Here is a 20,818-nt window from a genome sequence, read left to right on the forward strand (position 1 = left end):
GCACGCACAATTGGGGCGCCGACACTCGGGCCTGATGGTCAGGGGGAGGGTCTTCTATCTTCGGCTAAGAGTGCCGAGATCGTTGGAGAAGACGGTCGGGCCTAAGCTGCCTCCAACTCTGCGAGGTCTCTCGAAAAATCGAAGATCATCTGGATGGGGTCTTCCGCCTGCTTCGCGTCGTTGTAGCTATCCACGTCAGTCTTCAGTTGGCGGCAGTCGCCGACGATTTGCTGCCTACGCTGCTGGAAAGACAGCAGCATATGACTTCGGGGTGCCGTGCGGATGTCGTCCCATAAGACCAATTGCTCCGTTCCGCGCTTGAGGCTCGCCGGATGCTTGATGCGGACACGCCTACCTTTTGCGTCGGTGGCGTATTCTTCCCGCATCGCCCGGCTGATGTCCTCCGCGCACTTCTGTGCCGCTGCGGAGGCGGGCAAGGACCATCGCCCGGAGCCGATGGCCCAATCGGCGATGCTCTTTGTTGAGGCGGGCCAGCTTTGGCCGGAAAGCCGATATTCGGCGACGATCTTTTGAAGTTGCTTTGTATAGTTTGCCATCTTCGTTTCAGTCCAAATTAGAAGAAACGCGCTGTCCATACCCATCGGTAAGGGCCGACTGAGTGATAAACTGACGAACCTTCACAAGGTGCCGGGAGAACAGATCGTATCTGTTGATACGCCTCCGTAGTTGTCCGGCCACAATTCCGGGGTGCCGCTTCAAAAGACGCGAGAATCCTCGCAGTCGCTCTTCCGAGTAGATCGGGTGTAGGCGAGCTATGAAGTCCTTAATGTCGGCTTCAGGCACACAAAACGCTTTGGCCGCATCATTGGCCGCGATCTCTTCCGGTCTCTGATCTTCCTCGGAATTATCAAGCTCATCGAGAATAGGAGCGTCCTTCGCATCGCCCCGAAGCACATGCTCGATCTCATGGCGAAGCACGAACCAAAAATTGTCGATGCGATCCAAACGCAGCGACATGCCAATAACGGGCGAAGTGCCGTCGTTCACCCACAAGCAAACACCGTCAATCTTCGAGCCGGGGATGGGCTCCACAACGACGAAGCGCACGCCGCAATCGTTTAGAATGCGCGGCACATGTCTGATTTCTTCCGGCTCCACCATGAGAGCTTCGAGTTCAGCGACGGCGGTCCTAAGCCCAGCCTCAGTATAACGCGGAACCTGCAAAGCCGAGGCAAGTTGGCGAACACGACAAAGCCACGCCTTCTGGATCGGCGGAATGTCGCTGTTGGTCCGTCGAGCAGCGTGAGCAAACTCGAAAGGCTCGTCCGCCGCTTTCACGCCAAAGAAGGAAAGGACCCGGCTCTCGAAAACCTCAAAGTTTGGGGATGCCTCGACCCAGCCCCGTTTCGTGATCTCTCTGACAGGAAATCGCTCTCTCAACCTCGCATCGCGCGCGATCACATCTGCGGGCGGCGAGGTTTGCGAAAGCTGATACGCGCTCTCAAGATTCATCCAAAAATGGGGTGTTGTTCCCAACGCTGCTGCGAGTTCGCGGGCAGTCTCGGGCGTGACACCGCGCTTCCCCGCGATGATCTCATTCACCAAACGAGCGGGGCGGCGAATAATCTCCGCGAATTCGGCTTGCGTCCATCCGCGCGCCTCCAATTCATCACGGAGGAATTCGCCGGGAGGAAACACCTCTGCTGCTATACGTTCCATCTAACTCGCCCTGCGCTTAGTGGTAGTCTTCAATTGCGACTACTCTTATTGTTCGGCGGCCATTTCGTTCGACGTATTCAACAATCAGCCGCCACTGCTTATTGAGCCGCATTGACCGTTGGTGAGACCGGGCGCCTTGCAGCTTCTCGAAATGCAAACTCCGCATCTCGTAGAAGTCGCGTTCGTCTGCGGCGGCCCGGATTTGCTGCATCACCTTTCGGTAGCCTCTAACCACGGCCTGAGCGAACCCAAGGGTCTCCTTGGGGTCGATCTCCAACCGATCTAAATCGTCGTCCCCAAACTCGACTTCCATTTCTTCCACATCCTGAACGCCCCAGCCTGTGTCTTGCAAACGCAAAATACCATCTTTACACCAAGTGTAAAGAACGCTGAATTTGCACGATTCAACAGTGGGTTATGGAAAGGTGCGCGAGGTCTAAGCCCGGATAACTGACCTTGGCTATCGCGTCAGCAAGTGTTGCGATTCGATAGCCTCGGCCATAGGCCGCAGCCACGTCACTTCCATCCTTGCCCGAGGCCGATGCCCATCCGCCAAGTGCGAGCGCAACGTCGTGGTCGATCCGGGCTTCCCGCAGCGCATCTCGAAAGCAGTGCCGGAAGCTGTGAAAGCACGTCTTCGGACGGGTCGCCTTAGCCTTGTGGATGAACCGCCTGAACCACTTTGAGAACGGATCGGAGTAGTAGCCTGTGGTCGAGAGGGGCAGTTCGGGAAATAGCTTCATCGAGCCACTCCGACGACGCTCATCCACGAAGTCGATGAAGCCGATCTCGGTGAGGCGCGGATGGATGGGGACGAACCGCTCGCTCGTCGAAGTTTTCACTTTCTTGTCGTCGCCGCCGCCGGTCGAACGGCTGGTGATGAGGAAGCAGTCCACCCCATCGACACGACGGATGTCAGCGACATCAAGCTGGCAGATTTCGTTCATCCGCATCCCCGAGAACAGAGCGATGAGCGGCACCCAGAAGCGGGCGCGGCGCGGACGCGCGGAGCCAATGTCGGCGTAGCCGTATTCGTCGTCCACGCAGCCTCGATATAGAGGGGCGTGGAAGATCGCTCGAAGCTGGTCGTTCGAGAATGGGAGGCGCCGGTCGCGGCGATGCCTCGGATCGACGACCCGAAGACCCTTGGCAGGGTTGCGGTCGATATAGCCCTCGTTGACGGCGAAGTTCATCAGCGCGCTGAGACACTTCAGATACGAGTTGATCGCCGCATAGCCCAGCGTCGAGGTGAGCTTCTTGGCCTTGGCCATCTCGGAGGCTTGGATGGCGGTCATCTTGGGGAACCGCTTCTTGCTGTTGGTCGGTAGCCATCGGAGCATGTCCATCAACCGGCGGCAGGCTTCGCGGTCGATGGAGCGCAACGGCGTATCCATCCCCAGCACCTCGCCGACGATGGGGATGGTGTGGTTGTAGATCATCCGAACCTTGTCGCCGCGCACTTTGGTCGCGTCGTTCAGGAAGATCGGGAGAAGCGTCCGCAGGCTCTTCTCTGACGGCTTTTGCGGGCAGGGGGGCTCGACGGTCGCGTCAGCCACCTGAAGGGCTTCAGGGACGATCTGAGGGCGATCTGTGCGGGGTTCAGCTTCGCCCCGCAGGGCCACCTCAAGATCGTAGGCGACGATTCGAGCCTGCCTGATGGCCTCGGCCTTGTTGGCCGTCCCCAACGACCGCCACAGGTGTGTCCGCCCGACCGTCTTCTCCAACGATCTCGGCACTCTTAGCCGAAGATAGAAGACCCTCCCCCTGACCATCAGGCCCGAGTGTCGGCGCCCCAATTGTGCGTGCGACCGAGACGACGGTGAAGGAGCCGTTTGGGACGGTTTGTGAACCACACTGGTGCAGCAGCCCGAGGGACTAAAACCCCTTTCGACACAACGTGTTGACCCATCGTCGGAGGGACGATTGTGAACCACGTTGGTGCAGCAAACAGGCTCAGGCGGCTCCCCGATGGGGAGAAACCGTAAGCGTCTGAAAGGCTTAGAGAAAAATGGTGGATGCGACAGGGATTGAACCTGTGACCCCCTCGGTGTGAACGAGGTGCTCTCCCGCTGAGCTACGCATCCGCCGGGTCGCGAGGCTGGCTCGCGAAGGGTTGGGCCTATAGCTCGACGCCCGGCGCGGGGCAAGGCGCAAGGCGGCCCGGCGCGCGCGATTCGAAACCGCTCGCCGTTTCGGCTAAACGCCGCGAAGATCGCATCGCCTCTTCGACTCGCAAGGCCCGCCATGCCGCACAGCGCCGTCCCGTCCTTCCAGCCGCCCCGGCCGCGCGCCGCCGTGATCATGGCCGCCGGCCAGGGGACGCGGATGAAGTCGCCGACGCCGAAGGTGCTGCACAAGGTGGGCGGGCGCACGCTGATGGACCACGTGATCGACACCGTCGAGCAGGCCGGATGCGAGCGCATCGTCGTGGTGACTGGCGCGACCGGTCAGGTGCGTGATCACGTCGCCCGCCGGCTGGGCGAAGCCGCCATCGCTGTGCAGGACCAGCCGCTGGGCACGGCGCATGCGGTCTTGGCGGCGAAGGGGCGGCTGGCCGATTTCGACGGCGAGGTGCTGGTGATCAACGGCGACTGCCCTCTGGTCGAGCCCGAGCATCTGGCGCCGCTGTTCGGCTTGCTGGCCGAAGGCGCGGGCGTGGCTCTGGTGGGGTTCGAGCCGCGCGATCAGTTGCTGTACGGGCGACTGATCCAGGGCGCCGACGGACACGTGATCCGGATCGTCGAGCCACGCGAGGCGAAACCCGAAGAAGCCCTGGTGAAGACCTGCAACGCGGGCATGTACGCCGCCGATCACGGGCGGCTGTTCGGCTGGCTGGCGCGCGTGGACGACAACAACGCCAAGCGCGAGTTCTACCTCACCGACATCGTCAAGCTGGCCGTCGCCGAGGATGTGCTGGTGCGCGCGAGCATGGCGCCGGAGAGCGCGGTGATGGGCTGCGACACCCAGGCTCAGCTCGCCGCGGCTGAAGCGATCTTCCAGCAGCGCCGGCGCGCGCACTTCCTGGCCGAAGGGGTGGCGATGCCGGCGCCGGAGAGCGTGCACTTCAGCTGGGACACCCAGATCGCGGCCGGCGCGGGCGTCGAACAGTTCGTGGTGTTCTCCACAGGCGTCGTCGTCGAGACCGGCGCGCAGATCCGCGCCTTCAGTCATCTGGAGGCCGCGCGGGTGCGTGAAGGCGCCATCGTCGGCCCCTACGCCAGGCTGCGCCCCGGCGCCGACATCGGTGAGCAAGCCCACGTGGGCAACTTCGTCGAGGTGAAGAACGTGGCGCTGGGCAAGGGCGCCAAGGCCAACCATCTGGCCTACCTGGGCGACGGGTCGGTGGGGGCGGGAGCGAACATCGGCGCCGGCGTGATCTTCTGCAACTACGACGGCTACGGCAAATACCAGACCCATGTGGGCGCGGGGGCGTTCATCGGCTCGGACAGTGCGCTTGTGGCGCCGGTCACGGTGGGTGAGGGGGCCTATGTGGGGTCCGGCTCGGTGATCACCGATGACGTGTCGCCAGACGCCCTGGCGCTCGCCCGCGGCCGTCAGGTCGAGAAGCCCGGCTGGGCCGCCGATTTCCGCGCGCGTCGCATCGCGGCGAAGGCCAAGTCGTGAGCGCAGACGAGGAGAAGCGCGCCGCCGGCGAGGCCGCAGCGGGCCTGGTCGAGGCCGGCATGTCGGTGGGGCTGGGCACCGGCTCGACCGCGGCCTGGTTCGTGCGCGCGCTGGCCGAGCGAAAGCTGGACGTGCGTTGCGTGCCGACCTCGCAGGCGACGGCGGATCTGGCGACGTCCTTGGGCCTGAGGCTGGCCGAACTGGGTGAGGTGTCGCGCCTGGACCTGACCGTGGACGGCGCCGACGAGATCGGGCCTGGGCTGGCGCTGATCAAGGGCGGCGGCGCGGCCCTGCTGCGCGAGAAACTGGTGTGGGAGGCTTCGGCCCGCTGCGTGGTGATCGCCGACGCCGCCAAGCAGGTGGCGTTGCTGGGCGCCTTCCCGCTGCCGATCGAGGTGGTGGCGTTCGGGCATGCGACCACCGCATTGCGGATCTGCGATGCGCTGGTCAGTTGCGACATCGGCGTCGCGCCGCGATTGCGCATGAAGGACGGCGAGGCCGTGCGCACCGACAACGGCAACCTTATCTATGACGCGGCCTGCGGGCGGATCGAGCACCCGGCGACCTTGGCCGACGCGTTGAAGAGCGTCACCGGGGTGGTCGACCACGGCCTGTTCCTCGATCTCGCCGACCAGGCCCTGGTGGGCACGCCGAAGGGCGTGCTGACCCTCGAACCTTGAGGCTGCGCGCCTATCCGGCGCGCCATGAAGCACGGAGCTGTCGGTGGCCAAGTACGACTACGACCTGTTTGTAATCGGTGCAGGCTCGGGCGGCGTGCGCGCCGCCAGGCTGGCGGCGATGTCCGGCGCGCGCGTCGGCGTGGCGGAGGAACATCGCGTCGGCGGCACCTGCGTGATCCGCGGCTGTGTGCCAAAGAAGTTCATGGTTTATGCGTCCGAGTTCGCGCATCACTTCAAGACGGCTGAGAGCTACGGCTGGAGCATCGGCGAGAGCCGTTTCGATTGGCCCGCGTTCATCGCCGACAAGGACAAGGAAATCGCCCGGCTGTCGGGGATCTATGTCACCAACCTGCAGAACGCCGGCGCGGAGCTGGTCCACGCCAAGGCGCGGCTGACCGACGCCCACACCGTCGCGCTGGAAGGCCATGGCCAGGTCACGGCCGACAAGATCCTGATCGCCACCGGCGGGCGGCCGTGGTCGCCGCCCGAACTTCCTGGGCTTGAACACACCATCTCGTCAAACGAGGCCTTCCACTTGGCGCAGCTGCCCAAGAGGATCGTGATCGCCGGCGGTGGTTACATCGCCGTAGAGTTCGCCGGCATCTTCAACGGATTGGGCGTCGACACCACGCTGGTTCACCGCGGCCCGAACCTGCTGCGCGGCTTTGACGACAACGTCCGCGCCCACGCTGCGGAAGAGATGGAGAAGCGCGGGATCAAGGTTGTGCTGGGCTGTCAGCACGCCCGCGTCGAGAAGACCGCGTCCGGCCTAGTCAGCCACATGGTCAGCGGCCAGGCGCTGGAGAGTGACGTGGTGATGTTCGCGCTCGGCCGCGAGCCCTATGTCGAAGGTCTGGGCCTGGAGGCCGCTGGCGTGGCGGTGAATGAAAAGGGGGCGATCGCCGTCGACGACTATTCACGCACCAACGTCGAGAACATCTGGGCGGTGGGCGACGTCACCGACCGCATCAACCTGACGCCGGTGGCGATCCGCGAGGGCGCGGCCTTCGCCGAGACGGTGTTCTACGACCGTCCGACCCGCTTCGACCACGACATGGTCGCCTCGGCGGTGTTCTCGCAGCCGCCGATCGGCTCGGTGGGCATGAGCGAGGCCGACGCACGCCATGCGCTGGGCAAGGTGGACATCTACCTGTCGCGCTTCCGGCCGATGAAATACACGTTCGCCGGCGCCGACGAGCGCTGCCTGATCAAGTTGGTGGTGGAGGCGTCCAGCCAGAAGATCGTCGGCTGCCACATGGTCGGGCCCGATGCGCCGGAAATCATCCAAATGGCGGCCGTGGCGATCAAGATGGGCGTCACCAAGAGCCAATGGGATAGCACCTGCGCCGTGCACCCGACGCTCGCCGAAGAGCTGGTCACCATGCGCGAGAAGTTCGTGCCGGCCGACCTGGGCGCCGTCGCCTGACGCGACGCGGCTCGCTTTTCGCACGCATATCGGCTTAGAAGGCGCGGTTTTCGCCCGCCGCGAGGGTGCGTGCGGGTGCGGAGTGATTACGAATGACCAAGCAGTGGACGCCGGACTCCTGGAGGGCCAAGCCCGGCAAGCACATGCCGGAGGACTATCCGGACGCTGGGGCGCTGGCTCAGGTTGAACAGACCTTGCGCGGCATGCCGCCGCTGGTGTTCGCCGGCGAGGCGCGCCAGCTGACGCACATGCTGGGCGAAGTGGCCGCGGGCCGCGCTTTCCTGCTGCAGGGCGGCGACTGCGCCGAGAGCTTCAAGGAATTCCACGCCGACAACATCCGCGACACCTTCCGGCTGATCCTGCAGATGGCGGTGGTGCTGACCTTCGCCGGCGGCAAGCCGGTGGTGAAGGTGGGCCGCATGGCCGGCCAGTTCGCCAAGCCGCGCTCCTCGGCCACCGAGACGATCGGCGGGGTGACCCTGCCGTCCTATCGTGGCGACAACATCAACGCCATGGAGTTCACCGAGGACGGCCGCCGGCCCGACCCGGAACGCCTGTTGAAGGCCTACGGCCAGTCAGCCTCGACGCTGAACCTGCTGCGCGCCTTCGCGGGCGGCGGCTACGCCGACCTCTACAACATCCACCGTTGGACGCTGGGCTTCGTCGACGACAGCCCGCAGGGCGCGCGCTACCGCGAGCTGTCGGAAAAAATCACCGAGGCCCTGACCTTCATGGCCGCGATCGGGGTGACGCCGGAGAGCCAGCCCGACCTGCATCGCGTGGAGTTCTTCACCGCCCACGAGGCCCTGCTGCTGGGCTTCGAAGAGGCCATGACCCGCGTCGATTCCACGTCCGGCGACTGGTACGACACCTCGGCCCACCTGCTGTGGATCGGCGAACGCACCCGCCAGCTCGACGGGGCGCACGTGGAATTCTTCCGCGGCATCAGGAACCCGATCGGCTTGAAGTGCGGGCCGACGCTGGAGGGCGACGAACTCCTGCGGCTGGTCGACGCGCTGAACCCCGACAATATCCCCGGCCGCCTGACCCTGTATGGCCGATTCGGTTCCGACAAGATCGCCGACCGGCTGCCCGGCCTGATGCAGGCGACCAAGCGCGAGGGGCGCAACGTGGTCTGGGCGATCGACCCCATGCACGGCAACACCTTGACGGCCGCCAACGGCTACAAGACCCGGCCCTTCGATCGCATCCTGTCGGAGGTGAAGAGCTTCGTTGAGATCGCCAAGGCCGAGGGCGTGCATCCTGGCGGCGTGCACCTGGAGATGACCGGGCAGAACGTCACCGAATGTGTCGGCGGCGCGCGCGCGCTCACCGAGGGCGACCTGGCCGACCGCTACCACACCCACTGCGATCCCCGCCTGAACGGCGAGCAGGCGCTGGAGCTGGCCTTCCTGGTCGCCGAGAAGCTCAAGGAAGAGCGCGTCGAGATGGTCCGCCACGCGGCGATTTGAGGCCGGACGCCGAACAGCGCTGATCGGCGTTTTTTGGGTGAAATTCCCTGTCCAGGCCTGTATTCCTGCGGTCTGGATGGGGTTCGGTATAAAAAATAACGCAAAGTTCGACCGAAACTAAGCCTTCGACGCATTTCCTGCAGCCCGGTGAGCCGATCCGCCCGACGGATGTACGAGGCGAACTGGCGGCCTTGTGGACCCTGGCCTGGCCGGTGGTCATGGCGCGGCTGGGCATCATGGTCATGGGTCTGGCCGACGCGGTGGTCGTCGGCCGCTATTCCGCGCGCGAGCTTGGCTATCATGCCCTGGCCTGGGCCCCCGCCTCGGTGGCCCTGACGGTCGCCGTCGGTCTGCTGATGGGCGTTCAGGTGATGACCGCGCGCGCTATCGGCGAAGGTCGGCGGGCCGAGGCCGGCGCTGTGCTTCGCCGTGGCGTTGTCTACGCCTTCTGGATCGGCATGGCGTCGACCGTGATCATTGTCGTCGGCGCACCACCCGGCCTGCGCGCCATTGGCCTGGAGCCCGATCTCGCCGAGGGCGCGAGCCAGGCCGCCGTCGTCTTCAGCTATTCGCTCACCACCTACATCGTCTCGTGCGCCTTCTCGTTCTGGCTGGAGGCGCTGGCCAGGCCGATGGCGTCCATGGCGACCATGTGGCTCGCCAATGTGGTCAATGTCATCCTGTTGCTCTGGCTGGTGCCGGGCACGTCCGGGCTGCCGGTCGTCGGCGCGGTGGCGGCCGCCTGGGCGACGTTCGGCGCCCGCGCCGTGCTGCTGATATCGCTGGTGGTCTATGTCGCCCTCCTGCCCGAGGCGCGCGAGCTTGGCGTGTTCCGCCGCGCGCCGCGCGAACGCGGGCTGGAGCGCGAGCAGCGGCGGATCGGCTACGGCGGCGGCGCCTCGAATTTCTTCGAGGTCTCGTCTTTCGCCTCGCTGAACGTCATCGCCGGCTGGGTCGGCACCTTGTCGGTCGCCGCATGGGCGGTCGTGCTGAATGTGATCGGCGTGGTGTTCATGGTGCCGCTGGGCCTGGCCACGGCGGTGGCGGTCCTGGTCGGCAACGCCTATGGCGCGCGTGACCGCCCGGGCGTGCTGCGCGCGGCCTACGTGGGCTTTGCGGTCACGGCCGCCTTCGGCGTCGCGGTGTCGCTCGTAGTGTTGCCGTTCGCGAGCCTGCTGGTGTCGGCCTACACCACCGACCTGGCGGTCATCGCCATGGCGGCGCCGGCGTTGGCGCTATGCAGCCTGTTCTTCCTGGCGGACGGCGTGCAGGTCGTGGTCGCGCACGCGTTGCGGGCGCGCGGCGACGTGTTGATGCCGGCGATCACCCACATGGCGAGCTACATCCTGATCATGATGCCGCTGGCCTGGTGGCTGACGATCCCCGCGGGGTTCGGCCTGATCGGCATGGTGTGGGCGGTGATCATCGCCAGCTTCATCGCGGCCGGCTTGCTGCTGGGACGCTTCTGGATTTTGGCCCCGAAGCCGCTCTGACCTCCACGCAGCACGTGCCGATGAAGTCGTAACCTAAGCTGCGTTGGCGGCGGAAGGTCGCGCGCGCGTGTGTTCTTGGTTTGTTCTTGATCAAATCGAGAAGCTATGGCAGCGTTTGTTTGCGCGTCGCCCGCGATCGGGCGCGGCATCCCAGCCACCGCCAGGGCGATCCAATGCCACGTGAACGATCTCTTTCCGGCCTACCGAGCGTCGAGTTTATGTCGCCGCGAGAACTCCAGTCGCTTCAGCGCTATCGAAGGCGGTCGGGCGTAGGCCCCGAAGACGCACATACTCGACAGGGCGAAGTACTGGGGCCTCTATATTTGCCATCCAATCTGTTTGGAGGGTTGGCGGGGTTGCTGCTCGACCGCCGCTGGCACGGAGATCATAACTGGAACGAGGCGGGTCCGAAGTCGACGCCGCCGCGGCCATGGCCTTCGCGCAAGTGACCGTCGCGCGAGCCGCGGCGTTTGTGGCCCTCTTGGGCTTGCTGGCGGGCTGTGCGCTGCCGAGCCAGTTCATCTTCACTAACGCCACCGATCGGATCGTGACGCTGCAACTGGAGACCGTGGCGGAAAAGCCCAGGGCCAGGAGCGTGACCGTTCAACCTGGGCGCTCAAGAACCCTGCTGACGGGAGCGATCCCAGCTTACCCGACCTTGAGCATTACGAGCGGGCTTTGCAATCATCACTACGAGGTTCCCAGGCTCGAGCGACCGCCAACGGAGAGTTGGTTGCTGCGTCTTACGATCAAGCCTGACATGTCGCTCGTCGCGACGCTCAGAAGGGTCGGAGAGTCACCATCGCTCGCCAGATACAGCGACCTCGCCGAGCCAATGGTCGTCTTGCGGCCGTTCTCGACGGTCTGCCCGTGAGGCGCAGCCTCTAAGCCCCGAGGATCCAGCCTTCCTCGAGCTCGGCGTCGACCACGGTGTCGGGGGCCGTGTGCTTGGCTGGGGCGAAGGCGGCGCCCAGCTTGCCGGCCTCGTCGAGGCGAGCGAAGTGCTCGGCGGTGGCGCGCACCTGGGCCAGGTCCTTGACCTCTCCGGTCGCCGGCTGGGCCTTGATCAACGAAGGATAGACCTCGGCCACCACCACCTCGACGCCGTCGAGGTCGGCGGCGCTCAGCGCGCGGTAGCCGGTCTCGAATGGCCACACGCGTAGCGCATCGCCGCGCGCGGCCTTGAGCCGGCGCACCGCCGGGATGCCGAGGATCGCCTGGCCGCCCACCGAGCCGTTGTAATAGAGCTTCCAGATCGAGGCCGCGCCCTTGGCCGCGAGATCCGCGTGGCGGAACTCCGGCAGGTCGTCCGGTCCGTGCGGGCGCGAACGCTTCGGCTGAAGCGTGGTCAGCGTGTCCTTGGGGGGGCAGCCCCAGAACGGGAAGGGGCCCCCGGTCAGCCGCCGGTTGATCTCCGCGCCGACGCCGAAGCGGTTGTTGGTGTTGTCGGCCTTGTCCTTGACCATCCGGTCGATCTGCGTCCAGACCGCCTGCCACGGGGCGTCGCCCGCGAGGTTCAGTGCGCTCGCGAACCCGCGCGGGAAGCCCAACGGGAAGTCGAAGCCGACCAGCGCGCGCTCGCCGCGCTTCTTCAGGTCGTCCAGCACGCTCGCGAGCAGTTTCTCGGCGGCCCCGCGCGTCGGCGGGTTGTGGGATTCGAAGTGCATGCGGAAGCGAGCGTCGCGCTTGAGCACGCCGATCCATACGGAGTCCGGCCCCGTCGACGGCTTGGCCGCGGCGCTCCAGTCGACGACGACGTAGGCGCTAAAAAGACGCGGCGCCATGATAGGGCTCCCATGCACAGACTTGCGGCTTGTAACGGTTCCGCCGAAACCGGCCAATGGCGCAGCGTTCACAACCGCGTCTGCGCCGTTACCATGGCGGGACGCCCGTTAGGAGTTACGATTCGTGAGAACCCTGGTCCTGAGCCTCGCAGCGACGCTGTTGCTGGCGGCTTGCGGCGCAGAGCCGTCGAAGGACGCGCCCAAGGCCCCATCCGCCAAGGCCGCCGACCCCGCGCCAACCGGGCCTGTCCTCAGCGGCGTTGGCACGGTCGCCGAGGTCAGCCTGCGGACCCTGGTCATCGACCACGAAGCGGTCGAAGGCGGGCTGCCCGCGGGCCGCAACACCTTCCGCCTGTACGGCGACGTGGCCGCCCAGGCGCCGCTGGAGCCCGGCGCGCGCGTCGCCTTCAACTACCAGGACTGGAAGCCGGAACCTGTACTCACCGAGGTGAAGGCGCGGTAGGGGCTAGCCCACCCGCACCAGCATCTTGCCGAGGTTTTCGCCGCGGAACAGCCCGATGAAAGCATCAGGGGCGGCTTCCAGCCCCTCGGCCACGGTCTCGGTCAATCTAAGCTTGCCCTGGGCATGCCAGGCGGCGACCTCGGCCAGGAACTCGCCGCGCATATCCATATGCTGGCTCACGTTGAACCCGCGCAGGGTCAGGCCTTTGCCGATCGATTGCATCAGATTGCGGGGCCCAGGCGGCGGGGTCGCCGCGTTGTATGTCGACACCATGCCGCAGATCGCCACCCGGCCGCCGGGCTTGGCGCAGTCGATGGCGGCTTCGAGGTGCTCGCCGCCGACGTTCTCGAAATAGACGTCGATCCCGCTTGGCGCGGCATGCCGCAGCGCCTGGGCGAGAGAGCCCTGCGCCTGCTTGTAGTCGATCGCCGCGTCGATCTTGAGCTCGTCCACCAGGAACCTCAGCTTGCGCTCGCCGCCGGCCGAGCCGACCACGGTGTGGCCGCGCAGCTTGGCGATCTGGCAGGCCATCGAGCCCACCGCGCCCGCCGCGGCGGAGACGAACACCACATCGCCTGGCTTCATCTCGGCGGTTCGCAGCAGGCCCGAGTAGGCCGTGAGGCCCGGCGCGCCCGCGCCGCTCAGGAACGCGTGCGGCGGCAGGCCGTGCAAGGTGAGTTTCTCGAGCTTGTCGGCAGGCGCGTTGTAGCCTTCGCGCCAGCCGTAGTCGCCGAACACCCAGTCGCCCACCGCAAGGCCCTGGGCATTGGACGCCGTCACCTCTCCCACCGCGCGCCCGGCCATCGCAGTCCCCAGGCCATAGGGTGCTGGACCGCCCGGGTTCATCTTGCCGCGCATGTAGGGATCGACCGAGATCCAGCGGTTGCGCACCTGCACCTCGCCTGGCGCGGGATCAGGCAGCTCTACCTGGGTGATCTGGAAAAGGTCCGGCGTCGGCGCGCCGGACGGGCGGCCGACCAGGTGGATCTCGCGCGTCGTGGTCATGGCGCAGCCTTCCCTTGAGTGTTGTTCCTGGATGTTGCGCGACCATACGCTCGACGCGCGGCGGCGCGCCACTTTGCCGCCGCCGCCCCGGCCGTGCTAGCGCTCGGCCGCGGCGGTTGCGGAGCGCGAATCCATGTCACAGATCCTGCGAGGCGGCGTCATCGGCGCAGGGGTGTTCGGCGCCCACCACGCTCGCAAGTATGCGTCGCTGCCGGGCTCTGTGCTTTCGGCGGTCTATGACGTGGACGCCCAGCGCGCCGCGGCCCTGGCCATGCCGCTCGGTGGGCGGGCTTTCGGCGACCTCGCGTCGTTCTTCGCGGCGGTGGACGTGGTCACCGTGGCCTCGCCCGCGGTGCTGCATGGCGAGCATGCGCTGGCCGCACTCGCCGCCGGCAAGCCGATCTACGTGGAGAAGCCGCTGGCGGTCAGTCTCGACGACGCCGAGCGCATCCAGGCGCTGGCGGCGCAGCGCGACCTGGTCGTGGCCTGCGGCCATCAGGAGCGCGTGCTGTTCCGCGCCATCGGCCTGTTCGACGCGCCCGAGCCGCCGCTGCGGCTGGAGGCGGTGCGCCACGGGCCGGTTTCCGACCGCAGCCTCGACGTCTCGGTGGTGCTGGACCTGATGATCCACGACCTCGACCTGGCGCTGGCGCTCTCGCCGTCCGAAGCGGTCACCGCGGAAGGCGAGGGGGTCAGGGACTACAGCGGCGGCTGGGATGCAGCGCGCGCCGAGGTGACCTTCGCCGACGGTTTCACGGCCGCCTTCGACGTCTCGCGGATGGCGCCGGAGCGCAAGCGCACCATGCGGGTGGTCTACGCCGCCGGCGAGGTGGAGATCGACTTCGTCTCACGAGCCTTCCGCAACACCACCGGCTGGCCGCTGGACCCCGACTTCGCCGAGGCTCCCGCCGTCAAGGACACGCTCGGCGCCAGCGTTGAGAGCTTTCTCAACGCCGTGCGCGGCGACGCCCCCCGGCCAGAGGTCACCGCCGCCGAGGCCACGCGCGCGCTCGACCTGGCGCTGGCGATCGAACAAGCCCTGGAGGAGCAGGGCTGATCGGGTCTACGGTCGGTGGGGACAAGGAGCTGACCATGCCTGATGCATACGACTACGGGTTCGACGCCATCGCCGGCGGGCCGCTGCCGCTGAGCAGCTTCAAAGGCAAGCCTATGCTGGTGGTCAACACCGCCTCCAAGTGCGGCCTGACTCCGCAGTACGAAGGCTTGGAGAAGCTCTATCGCGACTACCGCGACCAGGGGCTGGTGGTGCTGGGCGTGCCCTGCAACCAGTTCGCCGGCCAGGAGCCGGGGACCGAGGCCGAAATCCAGGATTTCTGCGCGCTCACCTACGACGTCGATTTCCCGATCACCGCCAAGGTCGAGGTGAAGGGGGAGGGCGCGCACCCGTTCTACAAATGGGCTGAGGCCGGACTGGGCGAGGGGGCCGTGCCGGCGTGGAATTTCCACAAGATCCTGGTCGGCAAGGACGGCCAGTTGATCCGCGCCTTCGGCTCGCGCACCGATCCTCTCGACCCGGACGTTGTCGCCGCGGTCAAGCAAGCGCTTTGACGGCGCGCGCCGGATTTGCGGACGGTTCGCAAGTTCGGCGCGTCACTTGGCGCCCATCCGCGCGACCGTTAGGGAAGACGGCTCTTTCTCGGAGGCGCCTTCATGACCAGGAACCCGGACGGAACTTGGGACAAGTCCAAGCTGCCCAGCCGCCACGTGACGGAGGGGCCGTCGCGCGCGCCGCACCGCTCCTACCTCTACGCGATGGGTCTCGGCACCCGTGAGATCAACCAGCCGTTCGTCGGCGTGGCGTCCTGCTGGAACGAGGCCGCGCCCTGCAACACCTCGCTGATGCGCCAGGCGCACGCGGTGTCGGAAGGCGTGAAGGCTGCAGGCGGCACGCCGCGCGAGTTCTGCACCATCACCGTCACCGACGGCATCGCCATGGGCCACGAGGGCATGCGCTCTTCCCTGGTCAGCCGCGAGGTGATCGCCGACTCGGTCGAGCTGACCATCCGAGGGCACTCCTACGACGCCCTGGTCGGGGTCGCCGGCTGCGACAAGTCGCTGCCCGGCATGATGATGGCCATGCTGCGCCTCAACGTGCCCTCGGCCTTCCTCTATGGCGGCTCGATCCTGCCAGGCGTCTGGCGCGGCAAGGAAGTCACCGTGCAGGACATCTTCGAGGGCGTCGGCGCCCACTCGGCCGGGACCATGAGCCTGGAGGACCTGTGCGACCTGGAGCAGCACGCCTGTCCGGGCGACGGGGCCTGCGGCGGCCAGTACACCGCCAACACCATGGCTTGCGTGTCGGAGGCGATCGGCCTCGCCCTGCCGCTGTCGTCGGCGCTGCCGGCGCCCTACCTCGACCGCGACGCCTACGCTGTGGCCACCGGCAAGGCGGTGATGCAACTCATCGAGCGCAACATCCGCCCGCGCGACATCTGCACCCGCGAGGCCTTCGAGAACGCCGCGGTCGTGGTCGCGGCCACCGGCGGCTCCACGAACGGCGGACTGCATCTGCCGGCCATGGCCCATGAGGCGGGGATCTCCTTCACCCTGCGCGACGTGGCCGAGATCATGCGCCGCACGCCCTACCTCGCCGACCTGATGCCGGGCGGTCGCTATCCGGCGAAAAAGATGGGCGAGGCGGGCGGCATGCCCATCCTGCTGCGCACCCTGCTGGACGCCGGCCTGATCCACGGCGACTGCATGACCGTCACCGGCAAGACCCTGCGTGAGAACCTGGAAGGCGTGGTGTTCAACGAGGACCAGGACGTCATCCGCCCGGTCTCCAACCCGCTTTCGCCCACGGGCGGCGTGGTCGGCGTCTGGGGTTCGCTCGCGCCCGAGGGCGGCATCGTCAAGGTGGCGGGCCTGGGCCACACCAAGCACCGCGGCCCGGCTCGGGTGTTCGACGGTGAGGAAGCCTGCTTCGCTGCCGTCGAGGCGCGTGACTACAAGCCCGGCGACGTGCTGGTGATCCGCTACGAAGGCCCCCGCGGCGGCCCCGGCATGCGCGAGATGCTGTCGACCACGGCGGCGATCTATGGTCAGGGCATCAGCGACAAGGTCGCCCTGATCACCGACGGCCGCTTTTCCGGCGCCACGCGGGGCCTGTGCATCGGCCACATCGGCCCGGAAGCCCAGGCCGGCGGCCCGATCGCCCTGGTGCGCGACGGCGACATCATCAACATCGACTGCGACGCCGGCACGATCGACCTGGAGGTCGACCCGATCGAGCTGGAGCATCGGGCGCGGGACTGGAAGCCGCGCGTCACAGACTACGCCACCGGCGCCATCTGGAAGTTCTCCCAGACCGTCGGACCGGCCTATCTGGGCGCGGTGACCCATCCAGGCGGCGTGGCCGAGCGTCACGTCTACGCCGACATTTGACACGCTTTGTCCGCCTGCCCGGCCGTGGTGCCGGGCGGATGGATCAGGACCTGCGTTCGTCGTCGAAGCCCTCGTCCAGATCGTCGCCGGGCTCATCCCAGGGCGGCGCGTCGGCCGGCTCCGGTTCCTCGAACAGCTCTGGCTGCTCTTCGGGAGGGATCGGCGGCGGCGGCGCCTGTGGCGGCCGGACAGGGGCGGGCCCCTCACGCCAGGCTGCGTGCCGGCGCAGGATCGCCTCGGCCCGGGCCAGCCATCGATTGGCCTCCTGTACGGCCTTGGCCGCGGTGGCGGGGCCGCCTTTGCGGGTGACGCCGTCGTCGTTCCAAAGTTCCAGCTCGAAGTCGGGGTGGCGCACGTCGTCGAACACCAGCCGCAGCACCACCTCGTTCGCCATGCCGGCGATCTCGTCCAGGGCGCGGCGCGGTTCGTCGCGCAAGGCGCGCGCGGTGACCAGGCCGTCGACGATCAGCTCGGCGCCGACCAACTCGTCGATCCGGTAGACCAGACACCAGGCGCCGACATCCCAGGCCACCGCCACCGACCCTGAGGTGAAGTTGAATCCCGCCGCGCGACCGCGCCCGTGGGCGATCACCACCGCATCGGCCTCACCGCCCAGCACGCGGCGCATCGCCCGGCGCAGGCGGCGCTCCTCCTCCATCCACCAGACGGCGGCGGCCCCCAGCGCGGTGAGGGCCGCGCCCGCCAGCAGGAGCAGCAGCAGGAGGCGGGCGATTTCGCTCATGCCTGCAACGCTAGCCCGCTTCGACGCCGACGAGAAGCAAGGCGGCCGTGCGAGTCAAAGGTCGAACTCGACCACCACCGGCACGTGATCCGACGGCTTTTCCCAGCCGCGCACGTCGCGGTGCACCACGCAGCCGATCAGCTTGTCCGCGGCTTGGGGAGAGAGCAGGGCGTGGTCGATGCGGATGCCGTTGTTCCGCTGCCAGGCGCCGGCCTGGTAATCCCAGAAGGTGTAGGTCTCCGGCGCGCCGTCGATCTCCATGAAAGCGTCGGTGAGGCCGAGCCACTTGAGCGCCCGGAAGGCGCCGCGGCTCTGCGGCTGGAACAGCGCATCGCCCACCCAGGCGTCGGGCCGGTCCGCATCACGGGTTTCGGGAATGACGTTGTAGTCGCCGACCAGGGCCAGCGGCTCCTCCAGGGCCAGCAGGTCGCGGGCGTGGGCGTTCAGCCGCTCCATCCAGCGCAGCTTGTAGGCGAACTTGTCGGTGGTGATGGGGTTGCCGTTGGGCAGGTAGATCGAGGCGACCCGCACCGGTTGCGGTCCGGAGACCACGGCTTCGATGTAGCGGGCGTGGTCGTCTTCATCCTCGCCGGGCAGACCTCGGCGCACATCCTCCAGCGGCGTCTTCGACAGCATGGCGACGCCGTTGTAGGACTTCTGCCCGTGGACGGCGACGTTATAGCCAAGCCTTTCAAAAGCCTCGGCGGGGAACTTCTCGTCGACGCACTTGATCTCCTGGAAGCAAGCGACGTCGGGGCTCGCCTCCTCGATCCACTTCAGCACGGTCTCTAGCCGCGCGTTCACCGAGTTCACGTTCCAGGTGGCGATTCGCATGGGCCGGTGCTCCTAGGCTCTACCCGACCTTCTTAGGCGCCGCAGCGAGGGCGCGCCACTGGCAGGGGCGATTCGCTTGCCCCATCACCGCCCGTCATCTTCGGGCTGGTCCCGAGGATGACCTCAGATCGAGAAGCTGACGCCGCAGCCGCAGCTGGATTTGGCGTTCGGGTTGCGGATTTTGAATTCCGCGCCGGCCAGTTCGTCGACGTAGTCGATCTCCGAACCGTTGAGCAGGGCTAGCGAGACCACGTCCACCAGGGCCGCCGCGCCATCGCGCTCGACCACCAGATCGTCCGGCTCGACATCCTCGACCAGATCGAACTGGTACTGGAATCCCGAGCAGCCGCCGCCTTCGACGGCGACACGCAGTTTCAGCGGGCGCCCCTCGGTCATGCCGAGCGCCTGGATTCGGCGCGCGGCCGAGGGGGAGAGGGTGACGGACTGTGTTGTCATGTGCGTTAAACCAAACCTTGGCCTGTTCTATATGTGATCACAACCGGCTTCGACCAAGAGGCCTCTAGCCAGATCGGTTCCATGGCCGTCATGCCGACCCCCCGCGCCGTCTACGCCGAAGACCCCGCCCGATCGCGCGGACGCAGATTCCCGGAGGCCGAGAGCGCGACGCGCACGCCATTCGCCCGCGACCGCGACCGCATCATCCACGCCACCGCCTTCCGCAGGCTTAAGGAAAAGACCCAGGTCTTCGTGGCCCACGAGGGCGACAATTTTCGCACCCGGTTGACGCACTCGCTGGAGGTGGCGCAGATCGCGCGGTCCCTGGCCACGGCGTTGGGGCTCGACGCCGACCTCGCCGAGACCATCGCCCTGGCCCACGACCTCGGCCACCCGCCGTTCGGCCACGCTGGCGAGGATGAACTGGAGCGCCAGATGAGCGACTTCGGGGGCTTCGACCACAACGTCCAGACATTCCGGGTGATCACCCGGTTGGAGCGCCGTTATCCGCGCTTCGACGGCCTGAACCTGACGTGGGAGACGCTCGAAGGCGTGATCAAGCACAACGGTCCAGTGTCCGACCGCCTGAACCGCCCGTCGTGGCGGGCGATCGCGGCGTTCGATTCGGAGTTCGACCTGCGGCTAGACGGCTGGGCCTCGGCCGAAGCGCAGGTCGCGGCGATCGCCGACGACATCGCCTACAACAACCACGACGTCGACGACGGGGTGCAGGCCGGGCTGTTCGGTCTGTCCGAGTTGCTGGACGTGCCGCTGATCGGTCCGATCCTGGACGACGTCCAACGCCGATACCCCGACACCGACCCGTCGATTCAACGGCTGGAGGCGGTGCGCGAGATGATCGGGGCGATGGTCGGCGACGTGCTGGCCGAGACCCGCCGTCGGGCCGCCGACAGCCGCGTGGCCTCGGTCGAGGACGTGCGCAACCTGGACCACGCCCTGGTCGGCTTCTCCCGCGACATGGCTGAAGACCTGGCGCGGCTGCGCAGCTTCCTGATGGAGCGGATGTATCGCCATTGGCGCGTCAATCGGACGCGCAGCCAGGCCCGCCGTATTCTGGCCGAGATGTTCCAGTTGTTCATGGCCGAACCCGACGTCCTGCCGACGGAGTGGTTCGCCCGGTCGCAGAAGCGCGACGAGGACGGGCCGGCCCAGGTGGTGTGCGACTACATCGCGGGGATGACCGACCGTTTCGCCATCGAAGAGCACCGCAAGCTGTTCCACCTCGAGGTCTGGAACTAGGGCCCGCTCCGGGCCTGTTCCGCAAGGCCCGGGCCGCCAGCGTCCCCAGAGGGACGATTGGTCGCAAAGGGGCGGTTCGAACGCGGCGCCGCTTCGGTAGACTGCATGCCTGCGCACGCGTGATTCGCCCGGATCGCGCCGCCATTCGTTTCGGAGCCTTCGCGATGAGCGACCAAGATCGCGGCGCCTACACCCCGCCCACCGACTCGCCGCTGTCGTTCGACGCGCGCCAGCCGGTGAGGGGGTCTCGGCCGCTGCCGCTGACCCTGATCGCCAGCGGCGTGGTGCTGGTGCTGCTGGCGATCGCCATCGTCGCGTTCTACCGGTCCGGCGTGCGGCAGGCTGGCGAAGCCCCACGGACGGTTGGCGTGCCGGTGGGCGAGATCACCGCGCCTGCACCAGCCGACGCCCAGCCGCAGGACGCGGCTGCGGGGCTGCAGATCTACAAGTCCGAGGCCGGAGAGCCGGCGACGCCGGTGTCGCCGACCTTCACC

20 protein-coding genes, 1 tRNA gene and 1 pseudogene are annotated in these 20,818 nt (G+C 66.9%); 12 read left to right on the forward strand and 10 right to left on the reverse strand.

The annotated features are described in order from the left end of the window. Window positions 1–101: 101 nt before the first annotated feature. From Q8M88_RS10780 to Q8M88_RS10800, 5 genes are all read right to left on the reverse strand, one after another. The gene (locus Q8M88_RS10780) at window positions 102–602 is read right to left on the reverse strand and encodes a hypothetical protein (RefSeq protein ID WP_305597160.1); all 501 of its coding nucleotides are present in this window, start codon (window positions 600–602) and stop codon (window positions 102–104) included. After that, a complete protein-coding gene (locus tag Q8M88_RS10785; protein ID WP_305597161.1) occupies window positions 565–1,680 on the reverse strand; it encodes a HigA family addiction module antitoxin in 1,116 nt (371 codons plus the stop codon). The genes Q8M88_RS10780 and Q8M88_RS10785 overlap by 38 nt, the downstream gene beginning before the upstream one ends. A gap of 16 nt (window positions 1,681–1,696) precedes the next feature. Further along, window positions 1,697–2,038 (reverse strand): type II toxin-antitoxin system RelE/ParE family toxin, encoded by a 342-nt coding sequence (locus Q8M88_RS10790; RefSeq protein ID WP_305597162.1) that lies wholly within the window; start codon window positions 2,036–2,038, stop codon window positions 1,697–1,699. A 46-nt stretch (window positions 2,039–2,084) separates the two neighbouring features. Then, on the reverse strand, window positions 2,085–3,452 hold the full coding sequence (locus tag Q8M88_RS10795; RefSeq protein WP_371132677.1) for a DUF6538 domain-containing protein: 1,368 nt from the start codon (window positions 3,450–3,452) through the stop codon (window positions 2,085–2,087). A gap of 237 nt (window positions 3,453–3,689) precedes the next feature. Next, window positions 3,690–3,764 (reverse strand) — tRNA-Val (locus Q8M88_RS10800). 160 nt (window positions 3,765–3,924) lie between these two features. Here Q8M88_RS10800 and glmU point away from each other — a divergent pair. The 6 genes from glmU (at window position 3,925) to Q8M88_RS10830 (ending at window position 11,249) form a co-directional block, all read left to right on the forward strand. Further along, window positions 3,925–5,304, forward strand: coding sequence for a bifunctional UDP-N-acetylglucosamine diphosphorylase/glucosamine-1-phosphate N-acetyltransferase GlmU (gene glmU, locus Q8M88_RS10805; RefSeq protein WP_305597164.1), 1,380 nt, complete (start codon window positions 3,925–3,927; stop codon window positions 5,302–5,304). After that, window positions 5,301–5,984, forward strand: a complete 684-nt coding sequence (gene rpiA / locus Q8M88_RS10810) for a ribose-5-phosphate isomerase RpiA (protein WP_305597165.1) — start codon at window positions 5,301–5,303, stop codon at window positions 5,982–5,984. The genes glmU and rpiA overlap by 4 nt, the downstream gene beginning before the upstream one ends. A 43-nt stretch (window positions 5,985–6,027) precedes the next feature. Next, the gene (gene gor / locus Q8M88_RS10815; protein ID WP_305597166.1) at window positions 6,028–7,410 is read left to right on the forward strand and encodes a glutathione-disulfide reductase; all 1,383 of its coding nucleotides are present in this window, start codon (window positions 6,028–6,030) and stop codon (window positions 7,408–7,410) included. Between the two features lie 92 nt (window positions 7,411–7,502). Continuing rightward, complete coding sequence (locus tag Q8M88_RS10820; RefSeq protein ID WP_305597167.1) at window positions 7,503–8,882, forward strand: class II 3-deoxy-7-phosphoheptulonate synthase; 1,380 nt, start codon at window positions 7,503–7,505, stop codon at window positions 8,880–8,882. Between the two features lie 95 nt (window positions 8,883–8,977). Then, entirely contained in the window at window positions 8,978–10,375 is a 1,398-nt protein-coding gene (locus Q8M88_RS10825) for an MATE family efflux transporter (RefSeq protein ID WP_371132679.1), read from the forward strand. Window positions 10,376–10,805: 430 nt separating this feature from the next. Next, window positions 10,806–11,249, forward strand: coding sequence for a hypothetical protein (locus Q8M88_RS10830; protein WP_305597169.1), 444 nt, complete (start codon window positions 10,806–10,808; stop codon window positions 11,247–11,249). A 10-nt stretch (window positions 11,250–11,259) separates the two neighbouring features. Here the strand turns inward: Q8M88_RS10830 and Q8M88_RS10835 are convergent, their stop codons facing one another. Beyond that, entirely contained in the window at window positions 11,260–12,159 is a 900-nt protein-coding gene (locus Q8M88_RS10835) for a cobalamin biosynthesis protein CbiG (protein ID WP_305597170.1), read from the reverse strand. Window positions 12,160–12,283: 124 nt separating this feature from the next. Here Q8M88_RS10835 and Q8M88_RS10840 point away from each other — a divergent pair, with 124 nt between their 5' ends. Next, entirely contained in the window at window positions 12,284–12,622 is a 339-nt protein-coding gene (locus Q8M88_RS10840; protein WP_305597171.1) for a copper-binding protein, read from the forward strand. A gap of 3 nt (window positions 12,623–12,625) precedes the next feature. Here Q8M88_RS10840 and Q8M88_RS10845 read toward each other — a convergent pair whose 3' ends face one another. Beyond that, window positions 12,626–13,627, reverse strand: a complete 1,002-nt coding sequence (locus tag Q8M88_RS10845; RefSeq protein WP_305597172.1) for an NADP-dependent oxidoreductase — start codon at window positions 13,625–13,627, stop codon at window positions 12,626–12,628. 133 nt (window positions 13,628–13,760) lie between these two features. On the opposite strand from Q8M88_RS10845, the gene Q8M88_RS10850 reads away from it, so the two are divergent. The 3 genes from Q8M88_RS10850 to ilvD all read left to right on the forward strand — a co-directional run bounded on the left by Q8M88_RS10850 (window position 13,761) and on the right by ilvD (window position 17,032). Continuing rightward, the gene (locus Q8M88_RS10850; protein WP_305597173.1) at window positions 13,761–14,684 is read left to right on the forward strand and encodes a Gfo/Idh/MocA family protein; all 924 of its coding nucleotides are present in this window, start codon (window positions 13,761–13,763) and stop codon (window positions 14,682–14,684) included. Between the two features lie 35 nt (window positions 14,685–14,719). Continuing rightward, window positions 14,720–15,196 carry a glutathione peroxidase gene (locus Q8M88_RS10855; protein ID WP_305597174.1) on the forward strand — a complete coding sequence of 159 codons (477 nt, stop codon included), beginning with the start codon at window positions 14,720–14,722 and terminating at the stop codon, window positions 15,194–15,196. 102 nt (window positions 15,197–15,298) lie between these two features. Then, a complete protein-coding gene (gene ilvD / locus Q8M88_RS10860; RefSeq protein ID WP_305597175.1) occupies window positions 15,299–17,032 on the forward strand; it encodes a dihydroxy-acid dehydratase in 1,734 nt (577 codons plus the stop codon). Between the two features lie 43 nt (window positions 17,033–17,075). Here the strand turns inward: ilvD and Q8M88_RS10865 are convergent, their stop codons facing one another. The 3 genes from Q8M88_RS10865 to erpA all read right to left on the reverse strand — a co-directional run bounded on the left by Q8M88_RS10865 (window position 17,076) and on the right by erpA (window position 19,064). Then, window positions 17,076–17,774: a hypothetical protein gene (locus Q8M88_RS10865; RefSeq protein ID WP_305597176.1), complete on the reverse strand. Its 699-nt coding sequence runs from the start codon at window positions 17,772–17,774 to the stop codon at window positions 17,076–17,078. 54 nt (window positions 17,775–17,828) lie between these two features. Next, window positions 17,829–18,608 carry an exodeoxyribonuclease III gene (gene xth, locus Q8M88_RS10870; protein WP_305597177.1) on the reverse strand — a complete coding sequence of 260 codons (780 nt, stop codon included), beginning with the start codon at window positions 18,606–18,608 and terminating at the stop codon, window positions 17,829–17,831. Between the two features lie 123 nt (window positions 18,609–18,731). Further along, complete coding sequence (erpA, locus tag Q8M88_RS10875) at window positions 18,732–19,064, reverse strand: iron-sulfur cluster insertion protein ErpA (protein ID WP_305597178.1); 333 nt, start codon at window positions 19,062–19,064, stop codon at window positions 18,732–18,734. Window positions 19,065–19,145: 81 nt separating this feature from the next. On the opposite strand from erpA, the gene Q8M88_RS10880 reads away from it, so the two are divergent. Further along, window positions 19,146–20,324, forward strand: coding sequence for a deoxyguanosinetriphosphate triphosphohydrolase (locus Q8M88_RS10880; protein ID WP_305597179.1), 1,179 nt, complete (start codon window positions 19,146–19,148; stop codon window positions 20,322–20,324). A 164-nt stretch (window positions 20,325–20,488) separates the two neighbouring features. After that, window positions 20,489–20,818: pseudogene (locus Q8M88_RS10885) on the forward strand (SPOR domain-containing protein); the annotation flags it as partial.

This window comes from Phenylobacterium sp., assembly GCF_030693805.1.
Lineage (GTDB): Bacteria > Pseudomonadota > Alphaproteobacteria > Caulobacterales > Caulobacteraceae > Phenylobacterium.